Source organism: Streptomyces sp. NPDC002328, from assembly GCF_042890065.1.
In the GTDB taxonomy this organism is placed as follows: domain Bacteria; phylum Actinomycetota; class Actinomycetes; order Streptomycetales; family Streptomycetaceae; genus Streptomyces.
Genome location: NZ_JBIARQ010000002.1, coordinates 25,139 through 42,542 on the forward strand (window position 1 = coordinate 25,139; position 17,404 = coordinate 42,542).

At 70.0% G+C, this 17,404-nt stretch carries 12 protein-coding genes and 1 pseudogene; 5 read left to right on the forward strand and 8 right to left on the reverse strand.

Annotated elements, in window-relative coordinates; all coding sequences use genetic code 11:
- Nucleotides 1-43: 43 nt before the first annotated feature.
- Nucleotides 44-1,216, reverse strand: coding sequence for a hypothetical protein (locus ACFYX4_RS06485; protein WP_389326901.1), 1,173 nt, complete (start codon nt 1,214-1,216; stop codon nt 44-46).
- 244 nt (nt 1,217-1,460) lie between these two features.
- On the opposite strand from ACFYX4_RS06485, the gene ACFYX4_RS06490 reads away from it, so the two are divergent.
- The gene (locus ACFYX4_RS06490; RefSeq protein WP_389326904.1) at nt 1,461-2,996 is read left to right on the forward strand and encodes a hypothetical protein; all 1,536 of its coding nucleotides are present in this window, start codon (nt 1,461-1,463) and stop codon (nt 2,994-2,996) included.
- Here ACFYX4_RS06490 and ACFYX4_RS06495 read toward each other — a convergent pair.
- From ACFYX4_RS06495 to ACFYX4_RS06520, 6 genes are all read right to left on the reverse strand, one after another.
- Entirely contained in the window at nt 2,983-5,748 is a 2,766-nt protein-coding gene (locus ACFYX4_RS06495) for a SpoIIE family protein phosphatase (RefSeq protein ID WP_389326907.1), read from the reverse strand. The two genes, ACFYX4_RS06490 and ACFYX4_RS06495, sit on opposite strands and share 14 nt — an antisense overlap.
- 291 nt (nt 5,749-6,039) lie before the next feature.
- On the reverse strand, nt 6,040-6,447 hold the full coding sequence (locus tag ACFYX4_RS06500; RefSeq protein ID WP_389328596.1) for an ATP-binding protein: 408 nt from the start codon (nt 6,445-6,447) through the stop codon (nt 6,040-6,042).
- 335 nt (nt 6,448-6,782) lie between these two features.
- A complete protein-coding gene (locus ACFYX4_RS06505; RefSeq protein ID WP_389326910.1) occupies nt 6,783-7,205 on the reverse strand; it encodes a (deoxy)nucleoside triphosphate pyrophosphohydrolase in 423 nt (140 codons plus the stop codon).
- Nucleotides 7,206-7,416: 211 nt separating this feature from the next.
- On the reverse strand, nt 7,417-7,608 hold the full coding sequence (locus tag ACFYX4_RS06510; RefSeq protein ID WP_389326913.1) for an SPOR domain-containing protein: 192 nt from the start codon (nt 7,606-7,608) through the stop codon (nt 7,417-7,419).
- Nucleotides 7,609-8,052: 444 nt separating this feature from the next.
- Nucleotides 8,053-8,805 carry a GntR family transcriptional regulator gene (locus ACFYX4_RS06515; protein ID WP_389326916.1) on the reverse strand — a complete coding sequence of 251 codons (753 nt, stop codon included), beginning with the start codon at nt 8,803-8,805 and terminating at the stop codon, nt 8,053-8,055.
- 147 nt (nt 8,806-8,952) lie between these two features.
- Nucleotides 8,953-10,215, reverse strand: a complete 1,263-nt coding sequence (locus ACFYX4_RS06520) for a DUF4190 domain-containing protein (RefSeq protein WP_389326919.1) — start codon at nt 10,213-10,215, stop codon at nt 8,953-8,955.
- Nucleotides 10,216-10,739: 524 nt separating this feature from the next.
- On the opposite strand from ACFYX4_RS06520, the gene ACFYX4_RS06525 reads away from it, so the two are divergent.
- From ACFYX4_RS06525 to ACFYX4_RS06540, 4 genes and pseudogenes are all read left to right on the forward strand, one after another.
- Nucleotides 10,740-10,868, forward strand: coding sequence for a DUF6408 family protein (locus tag ACFYX4_RS06525; protein WP_389326922.1), 129 nt, complete (start codon nt 10,740-10,742; stop codon nt 10,866-10,868).
- Between the two features lie 162 nt (nt 10,869-11,030).
- The gene (locus ACFYX4_RS06530; protein ID WP_389326925.1) at nt 11,031-13,094 is read left to right on the forward strand and encodes a DNA/RNA helicase domain-containing protein; all 2,064 of its coding nucleotides are present in this window, start codon (nt 11,031-11,033) and stop codon (nt 13,092-13,094) included.
- A gap of 111 nt (nt 13,095-13,205) precedes the next feature.
- Entirely contained in the window at nt 13,206-15,086 is a 1,881-nt protein-coding gene (locus tag ACFYX4_RS06535; RefSeq protein ID WP_389326929.1) for a DNA/RNA helicase domain-containing protein, read from the forward strand.
- A 368-nt stretch (nt 15,087-15,454) separates the two neighbouring features.
- A pseudogene (locus ACFYX4_RS06540) lies at nt 15,455-16,142 on the forward strand (transposase family protein); the annotation flags it as partial.
- A gap of 483 nt (nt 16,143-16,625) precedes the next feature.
- On the opposite strand, the gene ACFYX4_RS06545 reads toward ACFYX4_RS06540, so the two are convergent.
- A complete protein-coding gene (locus tag ACFYX4_RS06545) occupies nt 16,626-17,018 on the reverse strand; it encodes a hypothetical protein (RefSeq protein ID WP_389326933.1) in 393 nt (130 codons plus the stop codon).
- Nucleotides 17,019-17,404: the final 386 nt, after the last annotated feature.

The following is a 17,404-nucleotide window of genomic DNA, read 5'->3' on the forward strand; positions in this document are numbered from 1 at the left end:
CGCCGGGGCTTGACGGTGGGGATCCGGCGCCGGGGCTCGGCGCTCAGCGGACCCAGCCCTCTTCGTACGACGTCCAGTCGGACTCCGTGGCCGCGAAGTCGACGTAGGCGGCGACGCCGAAGTTCTCGCGGTCCGCGTCCGTGCGGGACAGGCCCAGCCGGACGCCGCGGACCGCCCCGGCGACGGTCTCGGCGTGCTCCCAGTGGCCGAACCCCTTCTCGTGGTAGAAGGGCAGGCCCATCAGCAGGTCGGTGGTCTCCGGGGTGACCTCCAGGGCGAGGGAGGTCTGCTGGGCGACATAGCCGCCGTACGTGCTCTCCAGCGGCTGCATGGTGTCGTACGTCATGACGGCGATCTGGTCGACGCGGCGGGCGACCTGGCCGAAGAACTCCTGCGACCACCACTTCGGGTGACCGGTGACCGCGCCCCGCACGGTGTGCAGGTGCGGCAGCGGGTCGATCTGGTGGGCGGCGACGGAGAGCGGCGCGCCCCGGGCGGCGGTGACGCGGTGCAGGGCGTCCAGGAGCGTGAGGTAGTTCCCGTCGTCGGAGTGCAGGGGCTCCAGGTCGAAGTGGGCGCCCTCGAAGCCGGCGGCGAGGATCTGCCGGGTGGAGCCGACCACGGCTGCCCGGGTCCGCGCGTCCTCCAGCCGCAGGCCGACGGCTCCCTCACTGGCGAGGACGTCGCCCAGCCAGGCCTGGACCCTGATCCCGGGCAGCTCGCGGTGCACGGCGTCGATGAACCAACGGGCCCTCGGGTAGGCCGATTCGGGGAGCGTGCCGTCGTGCTCCAGGGGGCCCGCGTGGACGTACAGGTCGCGGATGCCGCCGCGCTTCAGCCGGGCGGCCAGGGCGGTGACGTCGGCGTCCTTCTTCCGGCCGTCGACCCAGGCGTGACCGAGCCAGAGGGCGTCCTTGCCGCGGGTGAGCGTGCCGTCGACCGGGTCGCCCATGTAGTTCACGCGGAGCGCGGCGAGGGCGGTGAGAAGGGGGACGAGGGGGATCAGGAGGAGGGTGAGGGCGAGACGGCGGATGCGGCGGTTCCGGCGGCTGCGGCGGTCGGGGGCGGGTTGCTCCGGTGGGGCGTTCTCGCCGTCGGCGGCTGTCTCGGCGGGTTCGGGTTCGGGTGCGGGTTCAGGGGCCGTTCGTGGGTCGGCTGGTCTGTCCGGGTTCGTCTCCGCGTCCACTTCCGGATGTGCGTTCGGTACGTGCTCCATCTCAGGTCCCCCTTCTGTCGCGCTCCGGCGCACGCGCCCCGGCTCGGGCGTATCCCGGTCGCGGGACCGTATTCACGGTCATACGCTCCGAAATGTGACGTCATCCCTGCCCCGAGGTCGGTCCCGGCGAGCCAGGTCGCACATATCCGTGCGGGTGGCGCACGCGGTGCTGGGCGGTACAGCCGGGGTGGCGTGGCTGGTGCTGCCAGGGATGACGACGGAAACAGATGCTCCGGTTGCGATCATGCAGTCGCCCGCTGCCGGGGGCGGGGCGACGCCGCTGCCCGCACCCGCGCCCTCACCGGTGCCTGCGCAGGCCCAGACGTCCGCCGTCGATCTCGTGCTGCCCCTCCTCGCGGTCGGCGCGGCGAGCACGGTCGCCGGGTACGGGTTCTTCCGCCGTGTCCGGCGCTCCCGCCGGCGGACGACTCCCGGCGCGCCGGCCGTCCCACCGCCGTCCGCCTCCGCCGGTTCCACGCCGTCGCTGACCGGGGCGGACGAGCGCTCCCGCGCCGCCCTGGTCCTGGCCGACGACCGCATACGCTCCGCTCGCTCCGAACTCCGCTTCGCCACCGAGCTGTTCGGCGACGAGGCCACCGCCCCCTACGCGCACGCCCTGCGGGAGGCCGAGAAGGAGCTGGGAGCGGCCTTCCGGATGCGGCAGCGCTACGACAAGGGCATACCGGAGGAGGAAGCGGCCCGAAGGCACACGCTCGCCGGGATCGTCGGGCGGTGCGAGGAGGCGGAGCGCCGCTTGGACGCGGTGACCGTGGACTTCGTACAACTGCGCGGTCTGGAGAGCAGGTTGGGTCAGGCGCTGGGGCTCGCGGAGTCGCTGTTCCGGGAGTTGACGGGGCGTACGGCGGCGGCGGAGTCGCTCCTCGCCGACCTGGGCGCCCGGTACGCGGCCACCACGAGCGCCCACGTCACCGGCGACGTCGAACAGGCCAAGGATCGGCTGCTGTTCGCCACGGTCCGCCTCAACCAGGCCCGCCAGGCCGATGACTTGGGTCGCGCCGAGGACGCCGCCCGGCACCTGCGCGCCGCCGAGGGCGCCATCGGCCAGGCGGCCGTCTTCGTCGAGGGCGTGGAACGGACCGCCGCCGGGCTGCGGGAGGCCGAGGCGATGATCCCGGCCTTGCTGACGGGCGTGGAGACCGAGCTGTCCGGTGTGCGCGAGTCGGCCGGACTCGAGGACGCGGACCTCTCCCGGCTGCCGCACGCCGACGCCGTCCTCGCCTCCGTACGCCGGGAGCTGTCCTCGGGACAGCCGTACGACCCGGTCGGCGTCCTGCGCCGGATCGTGCGCGCGATCGCGCCGCTCACGTCCGACGGCGGCCGGGGTCGTCGGACGCCCGGGGTCCTCCGGGCCGCCGCGTTGCTGGTCGCCCGGGATGCGACGGCCGCGGCGGACGACTTCGTCGCCACGCACCGCGCCGCGGTGGGCTTCGCGCCCCGCACCCACCTGGCGGAGGCCCGCCGCCTCCTCGCCGCCGGCGCCCCGGCCGACGTTCCGCACGCCGACGCCCTCGCCCTGGAGGCGCGGGAGGAGGCCGAGCGGGACGTGCGGGTGCGGGGGAACCCGTCTGCGGGGCCGTCTGGGCTGTCGGCGGCGACGGCGGCGGGCGAGACCGAGACCGCGACCTCGCCCGCGGCAGCGACCGCCGGTACTGCCGGTACCGCCGGTGTCGTTCTGGGCGGCGTCCTGCCCGCCGAGGACCCCGACGGCGGACGTCCGGCCGGCTTCGGCGGGGCGACCTCGGCTCTCAGAACAGACTGAGCAGCGCCTCCGCCGGGTCCGTGAGCGTCGTCTCCCCGTCGGGCAGCGGGAGTTCGAACCACACCGTCTTGCCGCGCGGGGTCCGTCGGGAGCCCCAGGCCGCGGAGAGCAGGCCGACGAGCTGGAGGCCGCGACCGCCCTCGTCGGTGTCGCGGGCGCGACGGCGGCGGGGCTGGACGAGGCCCGCGTCCCAGACCTCGCAGACGAGGGTGCGGTCGAGCAGCAATCGGAGCCGTATCTCGCCCTCGCCGTACCGCAGCGCGTTCGTCACCAGCTCGCTGACCAGCAGTTCCGTGGTGTCGACGAGGGGTTCCAGATCCCATGCCAGCAGCTGGGAGCGCGCGAACTCCCGGGCCCGGCCCACACTGCGCGGCTCGCGCGGCAGCGTCCAGTCGCCGACGGAGTCGGTCGGCAGGCCCTGGACACGTGCCATCAACAGCGCGATGTCGTCCTCGCCGTGGTGGGTGTCGAGGGTGTTGAGGACGTGGTCGCAGACGTCCTCCAGCGGGCTGGAGGGGTCGGTGAGCGCGCCCACGAAGGCCTGGAGCCCCTCGTCGAGGGGATGGTCGCGGGATTCGACCAGTCCATCCGTGTAGAGCGCCAGCAGCGCGCCCTCGGGCAGGTCGACCTCCACCTCCTCGAAGGGCTCGCCCCCGACGCCGAGCGGCATGCCCGGCGGCACGTCGAGCATCAGCGCCGCCTCGCCGGGTTCGACCAGCACCGGCGGGAGATGGCCCGCGTTGGCGAAGGTGCAGCGTCGGGTGACCGAGTCGTACACCGCGTAGACGCAGGTCGCGAGATACACCTCGGACAGGTCGGCCTCGCGGGGGCGGCGGGCCGCGCGCGTGGCCTGCTGGACCCCGCCGGGGGTGCCGAGTCCGCGCGCGATCTCGTCCAACGCGGAGAGGACCTCGGCCGGTTCGAGGTCGAGCAGCGCCAAGGTGCGGACGGCGGTGCGCAGTTCACCCATGGCGACCGCGGCGCGCAGTCCGCGTCCCATTACGTCGCCGACCACCAACGCCGTGCGGTGACCGGGCAGTTCGATGACGTCGAACCAGTCACCGCCGACCTCGCTGGGACGGCCCGTGGACACGCTGCCCGGCAGGTAGCGACAGGCGATGTCCAGTCCGGAGGCGACCGGGTCGCCGGGCGGGAGCAGGGACCGTTGCAGTATCAACGCCCGCTCGTGCTCACGCCGGTACAGGCGCGCGTTGTCGATGCACACGGCCGCCCGCGCCGCCAACTCCCAGGCCAGATCGCGGTCCCGGTCCCCGAACGGCTCGCTGCCCTTCGTCCGCGAGAACTGCGCGAGTCCCACGACGGTGTCGTGCGCGACCATCGGGATGGCGAGGGTGGACTGCACGAGGCCGCCCTCCTCGCCGGGGATGTACTGCGGGCGCGCGGTGCGCAGGGCGTCCGCGCAGGGCGAGTTGAACGGGAAGTGGTGCACCGCGCCGACGGCGACGGGCGCGCCGCTGCCGGCGAAGGGGGCGTCGGAGACGGCGGACGCGAAGGCGACGCGGCGCAGTTCGGCGCTGCCGTCGGCGAGGCCGGGCGGGGTCTCGTCGCCGGCCAGGAGGCCCTGGTAGAGGTCGACGGTGGCCAGGTCGCAGAAGCCGGGCACGACCACGTCGAGGAGTTCGCGCGCGGTCGTCTCCAGGTCGAGGGAGTTGCCTATGCGGGCTCCCGCCTCGTTGAGGAGAGCGAGATTGCGCCGGGCGGCGGCTGCCTCGCGGGCGGCGGCGCGGCGGGCGGTGATGTCGGTGCCGAGCCAGGCGATGCCGATCGGGCGGCCCGAACCGCTGTTCACGCGGTAGAGGTTGATGGACCAGTGGCGTCGCTCGTCGGAGTTCGGCACGAACCCGGTGACGTGCATGTCGGTGATGGAGTCGCCGGTCTGGAACACCCGGCGCAGGATCGCGCTGACCCGCTCGGCCTCGGACCGGGGCAGGTAGTCGTGGACGCCCTTGCCGCGGTGGTCGTCGGGGGCGCCGCCGAAGATGGAGGCGAACCGGTGGTTGGCGCGGCGGACCCGCAGATCGGGGTCGATCAGCAGGAAACCGAAAGGGGATTGACCGAAAATCGCCTGAGAGGCGGCGAGATCGGTCTCGATGCTGCGCAGGGTGCGGACGTCGACGACGATGCAGACGGCCGCCTTCTCGCCCTCCTGAGTGCGCGTCGGCATGACGTACACCTCGGCGAGCCCGTCCTCGCCGCGCCTGCCGTCGGCCGTGTCGGGCATACGGAAGGGGACGACTCCGGTCCACTCGCGGCCGTCGAGGATCTCGGCCATCTTGCGCTGACCGTGCTCGCGCAGGTCGGGGTCGATGAACGCGTCGATGGGGTCCATGCCGACGGCGCGCGCGGCGTTGATGCCGAAGATCTGCTCGGCGCGCAGGCTCCACTGGTCGACTAGTCCGTCGGGGCCGATCGAGAACGAGGCGACCTTGATGTAGTCGTAGATCGAACCGGGCGGACTGCTCTGCCACATGGCGTCTCCGGGCTGCGCGTCGCCGCCGAGGCCGAGGCCGGGACCGGCGAGGTCGTCCTGACCGCCGTGACTTTCCCGACTGTCGTGACTTTCCCGACTGCCGTGACTTTCCCGACTGTCGTGGCTGCGGTCGCCGTCCTGACCGCCGTAGCCGTCCTGACCGTCGGTCACGTCGTCAGCGGCGGGCCCACCCGCGGCCTTCGCCCTCGCGCCGCCCGACGGGTCCTCGGACTCCGTGGCCTTCGCTGGTATCTCGCTCACGCGAACCGTCCCCTCCAGCTCACCGCGCCCGGCACCGGTCACCGGGGGCGGCTGCCCGCAGTATCCAGCACTACGGCGCCGCGCGGCACGGTGTTCACGATCACAGCTCGGTCCCGCTGGTTTCCGGACCGTTCCGTGACAACACTTCCAGTCTTCTAACCAGCGGACACGTCGTCGAACCACACCTTCCGGCACGGGTCGCCGGGGAGGCGGCCGGGAGCCCGTCGACCAGGCGCGGACTTCCGGGATCCCAGCCTTCCAGACGCGGGTGCGGAGCCGTGGGGTTCCGGCTCAACCGGGCACCGCCAGTTCGAACCACACCGTCTTGCCCGTGCCCCCGGGCCGGGTCCCCCAGCGGCGCGAGGAGGAGGCGACCAGCTGGAGTCCGCGGCCGCCCTCGTCCTCGGGCTCGGGCTCGCGTTCGCGCGGCGGGTCGGGCAGCGGGTCGGAGACCTCCACCAGCAGGACGCCGTCCAGGCCGTCCGGGCGGATGAGGCAGACGCCGATGGGGCCGGTGGCGTGCCGCAGCGCGTTGGTGACCAGCTCGCTGACCAGCAGGGCGGTGAGATCGCCGAGGTTGTCGAGGCCCCAGCCCCGCAGCTGCCCACGGACGGCTCCACGGGCCGTGCGCACCGCTCCGGGGTCGGCGGGAAAGGTCCACTCGGCGCGCTCGCCTCCGGTGTCGATCACGCCGATCACTTCCCAGGCCCAGCGAGGTACAACCACCCCATGTCCGGTTTCGTGGGGTTAATGGGCCCATACCCGATATCCCGGAGGGCTTACCTCACGGGGCGGGGCACGGTGACTCCGTCGGGGTGGGGCCTGGTGACGCCGTCGGGGCGGGGCACGGTGACTCCGTCGGGGTGGCGCACGGTGAACCCGTCGGGGTGCAGCAGTGACTCCGTCGAGGCGGCGCACCGGGGCTCCGTCGGGTTGCGATGGTGGGTCGGTCGGGATGCGACGGCGACTCCGTCGGGGGCAGGGCGGCAGCTCCGTCAAGGTGCGGCGGCGGCTCCGTCGGGGTGCGGCGGGGGTCAGCCGATCCCCGGGTGCGCCCCCGACCCCAGGCGGTTCGCCGTCTCCCGTACCGCCGGGACGTCCTGGTCGAGCCAGTCGACGTGCCAGAGCTCGTCGGGGGTGAGCCAGCGCAGGGCGTCGTGGTCCTGGAGGGCGGCGGGGGCGGGGGAACCGGGGCGCAGGCGGGCGGTCCAGACGTGCAGGACGTACGGGGACTTCAGGGGCCACTCCCCCGGGACGCGCTCCACCACCTCCGCCTCCACGCCGAGTTCCTCGCGCAGTTCGCGCACGAGGGCGTCCTCGGGCCGCTCGCCGGGTTCGACCTTGCCGCCGGGCAGCTCCCAGCGCCCGGCGAGTTCGGGGGGCGCGCTGCGGCGCGCGGCGAGCAGCCGGTCGCCGTCGAGCAGGGCGGCTCCGACGACCACAATCGCTTGGGTCATGCGCCGGAGCCTACGGGACACCCGCGGCAGGGCCGTTCCCGGCGCATCGCGCCACGCTCGCCCCGACGGAGCCCCAGTGCCGTCCCCAGCCGGAGCCCGACTCCCGTCCCCGGCAGAGCCGCACTCCCGCCCGCGACGGAGCCGCACTCCCCTCCCCGGCGGAGCCGCACTCCCACCCCGGCAGGGCGTCACACCCCTTCCCCGCGGAGCGTCACGCTCGGGCGGCGTCTCCGTTCTGGCCGATGCGTTCGACCCAGTAGAGCTGCTTGTGTCCGCGGCCGTCCAGGCTGTCCGCGATCTTCTGGGCCTCCGCGCGCGTCGCGTATCGCCCGACGCGATAGCGATTGCCGTTGTCGTCCTGACGTATGACGAGCCAGGGCAGAGAGATGGTGCTGTCGTTCATCACGCCCCACGCCTCCTTCTCGCGCCGGCCCGCTCCGATCCCGTCCGCGGCCCACTTCGCGCCCCGCCCTCTGAGGAAACCGCAATCCGCATATGCCTGAGCGTACGCCTAACCTTTACGCAGCGAACACGGCTTTTCACAAACAGGTACGCAACCAGCCAAGACACAGGGGGCGCACGAGACCGAACGCGCCGTGCGCGCGACGCGATGCCTCCGGTCGGCGCGCTGCCGGTCACCCCAGGGGCGACCTGCGGTAACGATGGGAAACGACCGGATTACGACGGCCCGCGAGCCCCCGCGGGAAGGGCCCTTTCCGGGGGCAACTGCCGGAAGGGTGTGCGCCGCCTCACAGCCGTGCGCTATCGCACCGCCGCCACCCCCCGCGCCGCCCCCTCCCGACACCGACCGGCTTCCCCTCCCTCGAACCGCCGGCCGCCCCCTCCGCTACCTCACCGGCAGGTGGTACGCGACCCGGTACCGGTCCGCCGGGATCACCACGTCCGCCGTCTCCACGGGCCGCCCCGAGGCGTAGTAGGTGCGCTGGACGACGAGCACGACATGCCCCGGCACACCGCCCAGGGCGAGGAGCTCCTCGGCGAGACCGGGACGGGCCCCGACCTCCTCGGCGACGTTGTCGACGATGACGTCGATCGCGCGCATGCGCTCGACGACGCCCATGCCGCCGAGCGGACCCTCCTCGGGCAGCATGACCGGCGTACGGCCGGTGACGGCGAGGGGCTCCCAGGAGGTGGAGAGCATCATCGCCTCGCCGGCCTCCCGGAAGACGTACTTGGTGCGCATCACGCGCTCGCCCGGCTGGATGCCCAGCCGCTCGGCGACCGCCCGACCGACCTCGATCTGCTCGCTGCTGGACTCCCAGGTCCCGCGCGCGTGCCCCTCGGCCTGCTCCTGCCGGAAGGGCGTCGCGCCGGTCGCCGGACGGTACCCGGAGCGGGAGATCCGGCGCGGGACGGGCCGCTCACGCACGTACGTGCCCGACCCGGAGCGGCCCTCCACCAGCCCCTCCGCCATCAGCACCTTGCGCGCCTCCAGCGCCACGGTGTCGGAGACGCCGTACTCCTCGCGGATTCTCGCCTGCGAGGGCAGCCGGGTGTGCGGGGGCAGCGAGCCGTCGACGATCTTCTTACGGAGATCACCTGCGACGCGCAGGTAGGCCGGCTGCTCACCGAATGTCACTGGCCACTCCCATCAGGTTGCACAGACAGCAACAGCCTGGCAACCGTGGGTTCCACCATGCAAGCAAAGGCCAGAGAATCACCCGATGTGATGACTTCTTCCGGGTGGGGGCTTTACGCAGGCACTTTCTCCCCACTATGGACGTGATCACACATCGAGACCGCCGCCGCCCGCGTCACCGCTCTCGCCGCCGTCGCCCTCGCCGTACACGGGCGGGGTGGTGGCCAGGCCCAGAGCCTCGCGCGCGGTGACGGTGCTCTCGCCGTCGACGTAGGAGTAGGCGTTGTCGTAGTGCTCGTAGAAGGCGTCGACGTCGGAGGCGTCCGCCGCCGCGGTCCATTGCTTGCCGGACTTCTGGAGGTCGGCCGCGAGGTCGGCCAGCGGCTTCCGCGCCTCGGCGGACCAGGCGTGCCCGCGCAGCGCCAGCGCCTGCTCGCCGACGACGTCGGCCATGTCGGCGGACCAGGCCTGGTTGCCCTCCAGGTCGTCCTCGGCGAGGTCGTCGGGCTCCTCGGCGAGCGCCAGGTCGATGGCGGCCATCGCCTTCAGGAAGGCCAGTTGACCGGAGTCGAGGGTGGTCTCGTCGGCGCGCAGCGAGCCGGTGAGGGGGCTCTTCTCGTCGGTGTGGCCGAAGACGCAGGTGATCTCGCGGTCGCCGTACTTCCAGCTCTCACGCGTGGGCGTGAGGTAGTACAGGTCGACCTCGTCGGTCAGGGCCCACGGGTCCATCACGTAACTCTCGTGAAGCGGCCAGCACTTGTCCTTGGCCTCTTCGTTGACGCTGCTGTCGCCCGGGAAGTCGTCGCCCGTCAGCTGGACGACGCCGAACACCTCGCCCTGGTGCTCGCCGGCGCATGGCACCTTGTCGACGTCGTAGACGTTCTTGTCGAAGGACTCGCCCGGCACGTCGAAGCAGTCGCCCTCGACGAGCGAGAGGCTGCTGTTGCCGGCCGCGCCGTCCTTGATCCCCTCCCAGACGGACCCGCCACCCGTGGCCAGCGCCAGGATCCACAGCGCGAGCCCGAGCGAGGAGAGCACCGCGCCCCCGATCGCCATCCCCTTGCCGCGCTCGCCCCGCTTCTTGATCTGCACCAGCGCGATGATCCCGAGGACCAGCCCCACGGCCGGCAGAAAACACAGCACACCGAGGACGAGAGCGGCGATGGCGATCCCGTTGACGGGCGCGGGCCGATTGAAGGGCACGTAGCCCTGCCCCCAGGCGGCGTACGGGGGTGCGCCGTAAGGGGGTTGGGGAGAGCCGGGGTAGTGGGGGTAGGGGGTCGATCCTTGGGGGTAGGGGGCGAGCCCTTGAGGGGTCGGCCCCTGCGGGGCCTGCGGGGCCTGGTCCTGCGGAGGCCGGTACGGGTCGTCCTGGGGCTGGTGGGGCCCGGGGGGCGGGGGTATGGACAAGTACCGTGCTCCTGGATCAGACGGGTCGGGCAGAACTGACGTACGACTGGGCGCATGGTAAGCGTGTGACGAACGGGACCGGCATGCGGGTCGCCAAGGCGAAGTCGGGGGCTCGGTCTTCTCGGCGGCGGGCATGTGGCCGCTGCTCGCCCTCCTCACGGAGGCGGCGGACAAGCGGCATCGCACCGCTGACGACATCGCTGGCCCGTCAGCCCGTGCAAGAGCCCTGCTCCGACAACTCGGCCGGCAAGCCACGGCTGGCCCCGAGCACCTCGATACCGAGCAGACGCCCCGCGGCATCCATGCGGCTGAAGGTCTTCCGGACCCGAACGGCAACTCCTTGGCCGACAGGCCCGGTCGTCAGCTAGCGTAGGCGAGCACCGCGTGTCCTCCCCGGAGGAATTACGCGACATGGCCTGCGGAAACCCAGGCCCTTTCGATTCGGTGGCGCAGCCCCAGGGTGCGCTCCCGGCGGGAGCCGTCCGGCATCCGTCACCGGTCATCATCGAAGGGGACGTATTCCTATGGCTGCCGTCGAGTACACGCCCAAGCACCGCCTCTGGGTCCGTGACGTCCTGGTGGGCATCACGGCGGGCTTCGGCTCGAACCTGATGTGGGCGCTGGCGCAGGCCGTGGTGCACCGCCTCGGCTGAGCCGGGCGGCGGGCGGGTCTCCGGGGCCCGCCCCATCCCGCCGCTGTCGCGGGTTAATCTACGGGTCGTCATTGCGGCCCGACGGGCTTCCGCTCTGCTTCGGCCGAGCCACGAAGGACATGCCCCCACCCGCACGAGTCATTTCGTGCCTGGGGAACCTTCGTGCTCCTGCAACTGTCCGCAGCCGAGCTCGGTCAACTCATCGTCGCCCGAGCCGGATCGGCTGATCTTCCGATCACCGAAGAACTGATCCGCAAGCATTCCGAGATCAAGGGACGAGTGCCCGCTCAGGGCGATGTCGCCTCGTGGAACAACAGCGTCCCCGTAGTGGTCAAGGCTCTGCTGGACTGCGGTCTCGACGAAGTGGAGGTGCAGGTCGAAGTCGACCTGCCGCACACGAACTCCGCGGTCGACCTGGTGCTGTGCGGCCGGCTTCCCGGCACGGGAACCGACTCCTACCTCGCGGTGGAACTGAAGCAGGTACGCCACGCCACGGTCGATCCCCGGTGTCCGATCGCCGTCGACCTCGGGTTCGGCGACGGGAAGAACAAGCTGCATCCGGTGCGGCAGGTCCAGCGCTACTGCGAGTACATGGTGCGCTACCTTCCCCATCTCCGGGAGGGAGAAGACCGGTTGATGGGCGTGGCGCTGCTCCACAACGCGCGGGACGCGGACGTGGAGGCGCTGTTCGGACTGCCCGAGAGCGACCACGGTTCCCTCTACACCCTCGACGACCTGGACCGCTTCCGGCGCGTCCTCACCTCCAGATTCGCCGCCGCGTCCGGGAAGAGAGCCGCACAGGCACTGGAACAGGCACGCCACGACCCTCTGCTCAAGGTCACCGATGTGGCGCGGCAGCGGTCCGTCACCGGCGGCGGCCTCACGCTCCTCGACGAGCAGTACGTCGCGGTCGACCGGATCACCCGACACCTGGAGAAGACCGCGCCCCTCACCGGCTTCGACGTAGGACTGTTCTACGACGCCGACACCGAAGCCGCTCACGGCCCTGCCGTCGACCCGGTCCGCAAGCGCGTCTACATCCTGCGGGGCGGCCCTGGCAGCGGAAAGAGCGCTGTGGCACTGGAGTTACAGCGTGCGCTCGGGCTGAAGGGCCGCGAGGCCGTGCTGGCCAGCGGATCCCACGCCTACACGGAGACTCTGCGCGAGATCATGCTCAGCACGGCGCGCCACGGGCAGATGTCGAGCAAGCGCAACGCGGCCCGCAGGCTCTACCAGTACTTCAACAGCTTCACCGACACACCGCCGGACGGCATCGATGTCCTGATCTGCGACGAGGCACACCGTATGCGGCGCAGCTCCACGCACCGCTGGACGCCGACGGAACTCCGGGACGACGACCGACCGCAGGCGACCGAGTTGATCCGCGCCGCCAAAGTGCCGATCTTCCTGCTCGACGACCATCAGTCGATCCGCCCCGACGAGGTGGGCTCGGCCGGCTACCTCAAAGAGCTCGCCGAGGACAACGGTTGCCTGGTCGAAGTGACGGATCTGGAGGGGACGTTCCGGGCGGGCGGCAGCAAGCGGTACCAGCGTTGGGTCCAGCAGTTGATGGGGCTGGACGCCTCCGACCCCGTCACCTGGCGACCGGACGGACGGATGACGCTCACGGTCGCCGATTCCCCCGAGCAGATGGAGCAGTTCATCCAGGAACGCCACCTCGAGGGAGCCACGGCGCGCATCACCGCGGGCTTCTGCTGGCCATGGAGCAACCCGGACGGAGATCGACTCGTCGACGACGTGCACATCGGCGAGTGGCGCCGGCCGTGGAACGTGAAGCCGCAGCACAGCGTTCCGAACGCGCCGAAGTCCGACTTCTGGTCGACCGATCGCCGCGGCATCGGGCAGATCGGCTGCGTCTACACGGCCCAGACCTTCGAGTACGACTGGAACGGCGTCATCATCGGCCCCGACCTGCTGTTCCGCAACGGGGAGTTCAGGGTGGACCGGACCGCTTCCTGCGATCCCGCCTTCCGCGGCCCGATCGACGACGCGATCGTCGCCCGATGTGTCCGTAACGCCTACCACGTGCTCCTCACCCGCGGTGTCGTGGGCACCATCGTCTACGCGGTCGACCCGGCGACTCACAACGAACTGCGCAGGCTCATCACCGGCGCCATCGGCATGCAGCACTACGACGGCGCCCAGCCGAAGCTCACCGCTGAAGGATCACAGCTGCCACCTGCCTTCCGCAGGCAGCACGGGTAACCTTGATCCCGTTGTAGCTGCGGCCCGCCGGGCTTCCGCTCCGCCTGGCGGAGTCACCGAGGACATGCCCCCACCCGCACGAGTTCCTTCGTGCTGCCTGGGGGGCATTTCTTGCTGTTCCGCGACTCCGCCACCGAAGTCGCCGCCGAGTGTCTCTCCGGTGCTCTCTTTCTCCGCCTGACGGAGCAGTTCGTGCACGTGCACGGTCACAAGCCCGGTCCGTCCGAGGTCCGCTCGTGGGAGCGGAGCATCCCCGTACTCGCGAGCGTGCTCAACGACGCGGGGCTCGGACAGGTCGAGGTGCTCCTGGAGTACGGGCTGCCGCTGAACAGCAAGCGGGCCGATGCCGTGCTCGCCGGGGTGCACCCCGAGACCGGCCGGCCGTCGTACGTCGTCGTGGAGCTGAAGCAGTGGAGCAGCGCCGAACCGGACGACGACGACCCGTCACTGTGCCGCATCGACGCGTACGCCCGGGCCGTGCTCAATCCCGTCGACCAGGTGCGGGGCTACTGCCAGTACCTCATCTCCTTCAACGGAGCACTTGCCGGGCACCCGGAGCGGATCAGCGGGGCCGCGTATCTGCACAATGCCACCGAGTTCGGTGTCAGCGGGCTGTTCGAAGCCGAGCAGGACGCGCACGGTCAGCTCTTCATCGGTGCGCGGCGCGGGGAGTTCATCGACTTCCTGCGTAGCAGGCTGGGGGCCGAGTCCGGCGCTTCGGCCGCGGACGAGCTCGTCAACGGGAAGATCGGACCGTCCAAGCAGCTCATGGCAGTGGCCGCCCAAGAGGTCCGTGAGCGCGAGCAGTTCGTACTGCTGGACGAGCAGCGGATCGCGTACCGCACGGTCCTCAACGCCGTCCGCCGCGCCAAGCAGTCCGACCACAAGGAGGTCGTGGTCGTCTCCGGCGGGCCCGGCACCGGCAAGAGCGTCATCGCACTGTCGCTCCTCGGCGAGTTGTACCGGCAGGGCACCACCGCGCTGCACGCGACGGGCTCCAGCTCGTTCACGACGACGATGAGGAAGGTCGCGGGGGCTCGGAAGCCTGCGGTGAGGGATCTCTTCAAGTACTTCAACAGCTTCATGACCGCCGAACGCAACGGCCTCGATGTCCTGATCTGCGATGAGGCTCATCGTATGAGGGAGACCTCGGCCAACCGTTACACGCCGGCGTCGAACCGCACCGGCAAAGCCCAGATCGAGGAGCTCATCGACGCGGCGCGCGTCCCGGTCTTTCTGCTGGACGAACATCAGGTCGTTCGGCCCGGCGAGATGGGCACGGTCGCCGAGATCGAGGCGGCCGCCGCGCAGAAGGGGCTTCGCTGCCAGGTGGTGACACTGGACAGCCAGTTCCGGTGCGGCGGCAGCGATGCGTATCTGCGGTGGGTGGTGCGGCTGTTGGGGCTCGAGCCGGGTGGCCCTGTGGCATGGGAGCCCGACGACAAGATGCAGCTCACGGTCGCGGAGAGTCCGCAGGAGATGGAGGCGTTCCTCGACGATCTCCGCTCACAGAAGTACAGCGCGCGCATGTCCGCGGGCTACTGCTGGAAGTGGACGAAGAAGGTCCCTCCGGGGCAGGCGCTGCCGGCAGACGTCGTCGTCGGCGAGTGGGAACGCCCGTGGAACGTCTTCGGTGACCGGGCGGTCGGGGGTGCGCCTCCGGCTGCCCTGTGGGCAACCGATCCGGCCGGTTTCGGTCAAGTGGGCTGCGTGTACACGGCGCAGGGCTTCGAGTACGACTGGAGTGGCGTCATCATCGGCCCCGACCTGGTGTGGCGCGGTGATCGCTGGGTCACCGACCGCACGGCCTCCAAGGACCCGGTGTTCAAGAAGTCAACTCCGGACGCGGACGTGGACCGGCTGATCCGCAACACGTACAAGGTGCTGTTGACGCGGGGCATGATCGGCACGGTGGTGTACTCGACCGACGCCGAGACCCGCGAAAGGCTGCGGCAGCTGACCGGCGCGACCTTGAACCTCGCCGCGGTGTGACCCGGCCCGCGGCCGGGCGGGCGCCTGGAGAAGATCGCTCCCCCCACACGGCAAACGGCAAGGGGCCGACTCCAGGAGGAGCCGGCCCCTGCGTGACCTGCATGAATCGCCACGTCAGGAACGTGGTGTCACCATCATCCGCTCAGACGTTGAAGCGGAATCTCCAATTCAGAGCTTCCACCTGCGGAAACGCGGTTCCCGCAGGCCTCATCCAGCACCGATCCAGCACGGTGCAAGGTCACCCAGCACATCCAGCACACGCGACCGCGACCGCGACACGGAAGACGGCGGGACCGTAGGCAACGGACAGGGCTCCCGTGCCGTTGAGAGAGGTGTCTAGGTCTCAACTCTCCAGCTCAGGTGCCCTGTTGGCCCCGTATCCTGCCGCACTCGACCTGCCGCACGCGCTGGTGGAGTGGGTGACGATGCTGATCGTCACCCGTGAGGGTGACCGACGCTGCAAACTCCGGCCGTCCGAGCGTGCGGTGATCGCTCTCGCGTACCTGCGCCGACACGACTCCCCGGCTCAACTCGCCGCGGGTTCCCGTATCTCCGTCGGCACCGCCCACGCGTACGTCACCACCGTCGTCGAGCACCTGGCCGACAAGGCGCCCGGGCCTGCTGACGGTCCTGCGCGAGACAGACCCCGACTGTGTTCTCGTGGACGGCACCATCGCCGAGTGCGACCGGGTCGGCGACGGGCGCGCGGACTACTCGACGAAGCACAAACGACACGGCGTGAACGTGCAGGTCATCACGGATCTGGCCGGTCGTACCCCGTGGCTCTCACCCGCCCTGCCCGGCCGAACGCACGACCTGACCGCCGCTCGCACCCACAAGATCATCAGGATTTGCGAGCGCCAGGGCGTCCCCATCCTCGCCCACATGGCCTACACCGGCGCGGGCCAATGGGTCACCACTCCCAAACGCCGGCCGCCCCAGGGCGAACTCACCCCGATCGAGCAGACGGCCAACCGGGCCTTGTCCGCGGCCCGCACACCCGTCGAACGCGGAATCGCCCGCCTCAAATCCTGGCGAATCTTCCGCAGAGCCCGAGGAGCGGCACCGCTGAAAGAGCTCAGTGAGTACCGGACCGCCTTTCGAGATGAGCACACGCCCAGATGGCGGATACCTCTCGCGACGCCTAAGGTTCGGCTTCCTGCGAACAAAGGTCAGACAGACGCGCCACTGGATGAGGTCAGAATCGGCTTCGAGACCATCGACCGGACAGACCGTTGCCACCTCCGAGATCAATCGAGCTTCTCAAACGCCGGCCTCGGTGCGATGATGGGCGTGCGCTTTTCATTGATATTGAGCCATGTCGGAGCTTCCACCGACATGAGCTTGCGGTCAACAGTAATCAGATTCTGCTGCGCCGCTTCATTTAGGGCGTCAAGTATATCAACCACCTTCACCTTCCCGTACTTCTCCAGTTGCGCCTGGATCTTCTGGGCCTTCGCGCTCGGCTTGTAATAATAGGGTGCGCGATCATGCCTGCCAACCGTCAGAATCGCTTCAGCAACTGCCTCATACGCATCGTTAAAACAATCCCATGAAGCCGTCGGGGTCGGGCAGTGCAATCAGATGGAGACTATTCCACCTCTGATATCCCGCCGGAAGGTCCAACGCCTGTGGAACAATCGCCACTCGGAGTCCATTGCCATCTTCGAGTTGATGCCAATTACTCTTGATAGTCGCGGCGGCAAACCGCGCCTTCTCCGTACTACTCAGGAAAAGGTCGGTCTTCCATACCTTCTTGATCCGTTCCCGCAGATCAGGTTCGGCGGCGACACCGCGAGCAGCGATCGGCACCCAGGATCCAAATGCGAACGGCCGGCCTGACCCGTCAGGCAACAACACCGCATCACCACTCGCATTGTTGACGACGGCCTCAGTGAATCCGAGATGGCGCGCCCGCTCGTGCGCGAACATCAGAGACGTCGGTCGGTCCAAGTCAGCGAATGCCCTAGGACTCACCTTCCTGAGCGCTTCGCTGACCAATCGATAACGCGTGGTTCGCCGCCGACAATCGCCTCGTGAACTGCCCACTCAAACCCATCCCCACGCGATCCCTTGTCGCGGTGGAGGCGAGCGAGCTTAGCGAGCTGTCGAAACGTGACCTCAACCCGATCGCAATTGAGGTCTTCGAGGTCAGCTTGCGATAATTCATCAAAATGGGCCCTCAGAATTGATCGCGATACTGCGTAAAGAGCACGACCGTACTCATCAACTGGTTCGGCCTGACTAAGAAAGGTGACATCGGCCATTCAGCGACTCCCCTTTTCGCCACACGAAAGGTTGAACCGGAACTCAGCTAC

What these genes read in the sequence shown, in the direction of transcription:
- ACFYX4_RS06485 (WP_389326901.1), bottom strand. Translation starts at nt 1,216, where the DNA reads ATGGAGCACGTACCGAACGCACATCCGGAAGTGGACGCGGAGACGAAC.
- ACFYX4_RS06490 (WP_389326904.1), top strand. Translation starts at nt 1,461, where the DNA reads ATGCAGTCGCCCGCTGCCGGGGGCGGGGCGACGCCGCTGCCCGCACCC.
- ACFYX4_RS06505 (WP_389326910.1), bottom strand. Translation starts at nt 7,205, where the DNA reads ATGACCCAAGCGATTGTGGTCGTCGGAGCCGCCCTGCTCGACGGCGAC.
- ACFYX4_RS06510 (WP_389326913.1), bottom strand. Translation starts at nt 7,608, where the DNA reads ATGAACGACAGCACCATCTCTCTGCCCTGGCTCGTCATACGTCAGGAC.
- ACFYX4_RS06525 (WP_389326922.1), top strand. Translation starts at nt 10,740, where the DNA reads ATGGCTGCCGTCGAGTACACGCCCAAGCACCGCCTCTGGGTCCGTGAC.
- ACFYX4_RS06545 (WP_389326933.1), bottom strand. Translation starts at nt 17,018, where the DNA reads ATGTTCGCGCACGAGCGGGCGCGCCATCTCGGATTCACTGAGGCCGTC.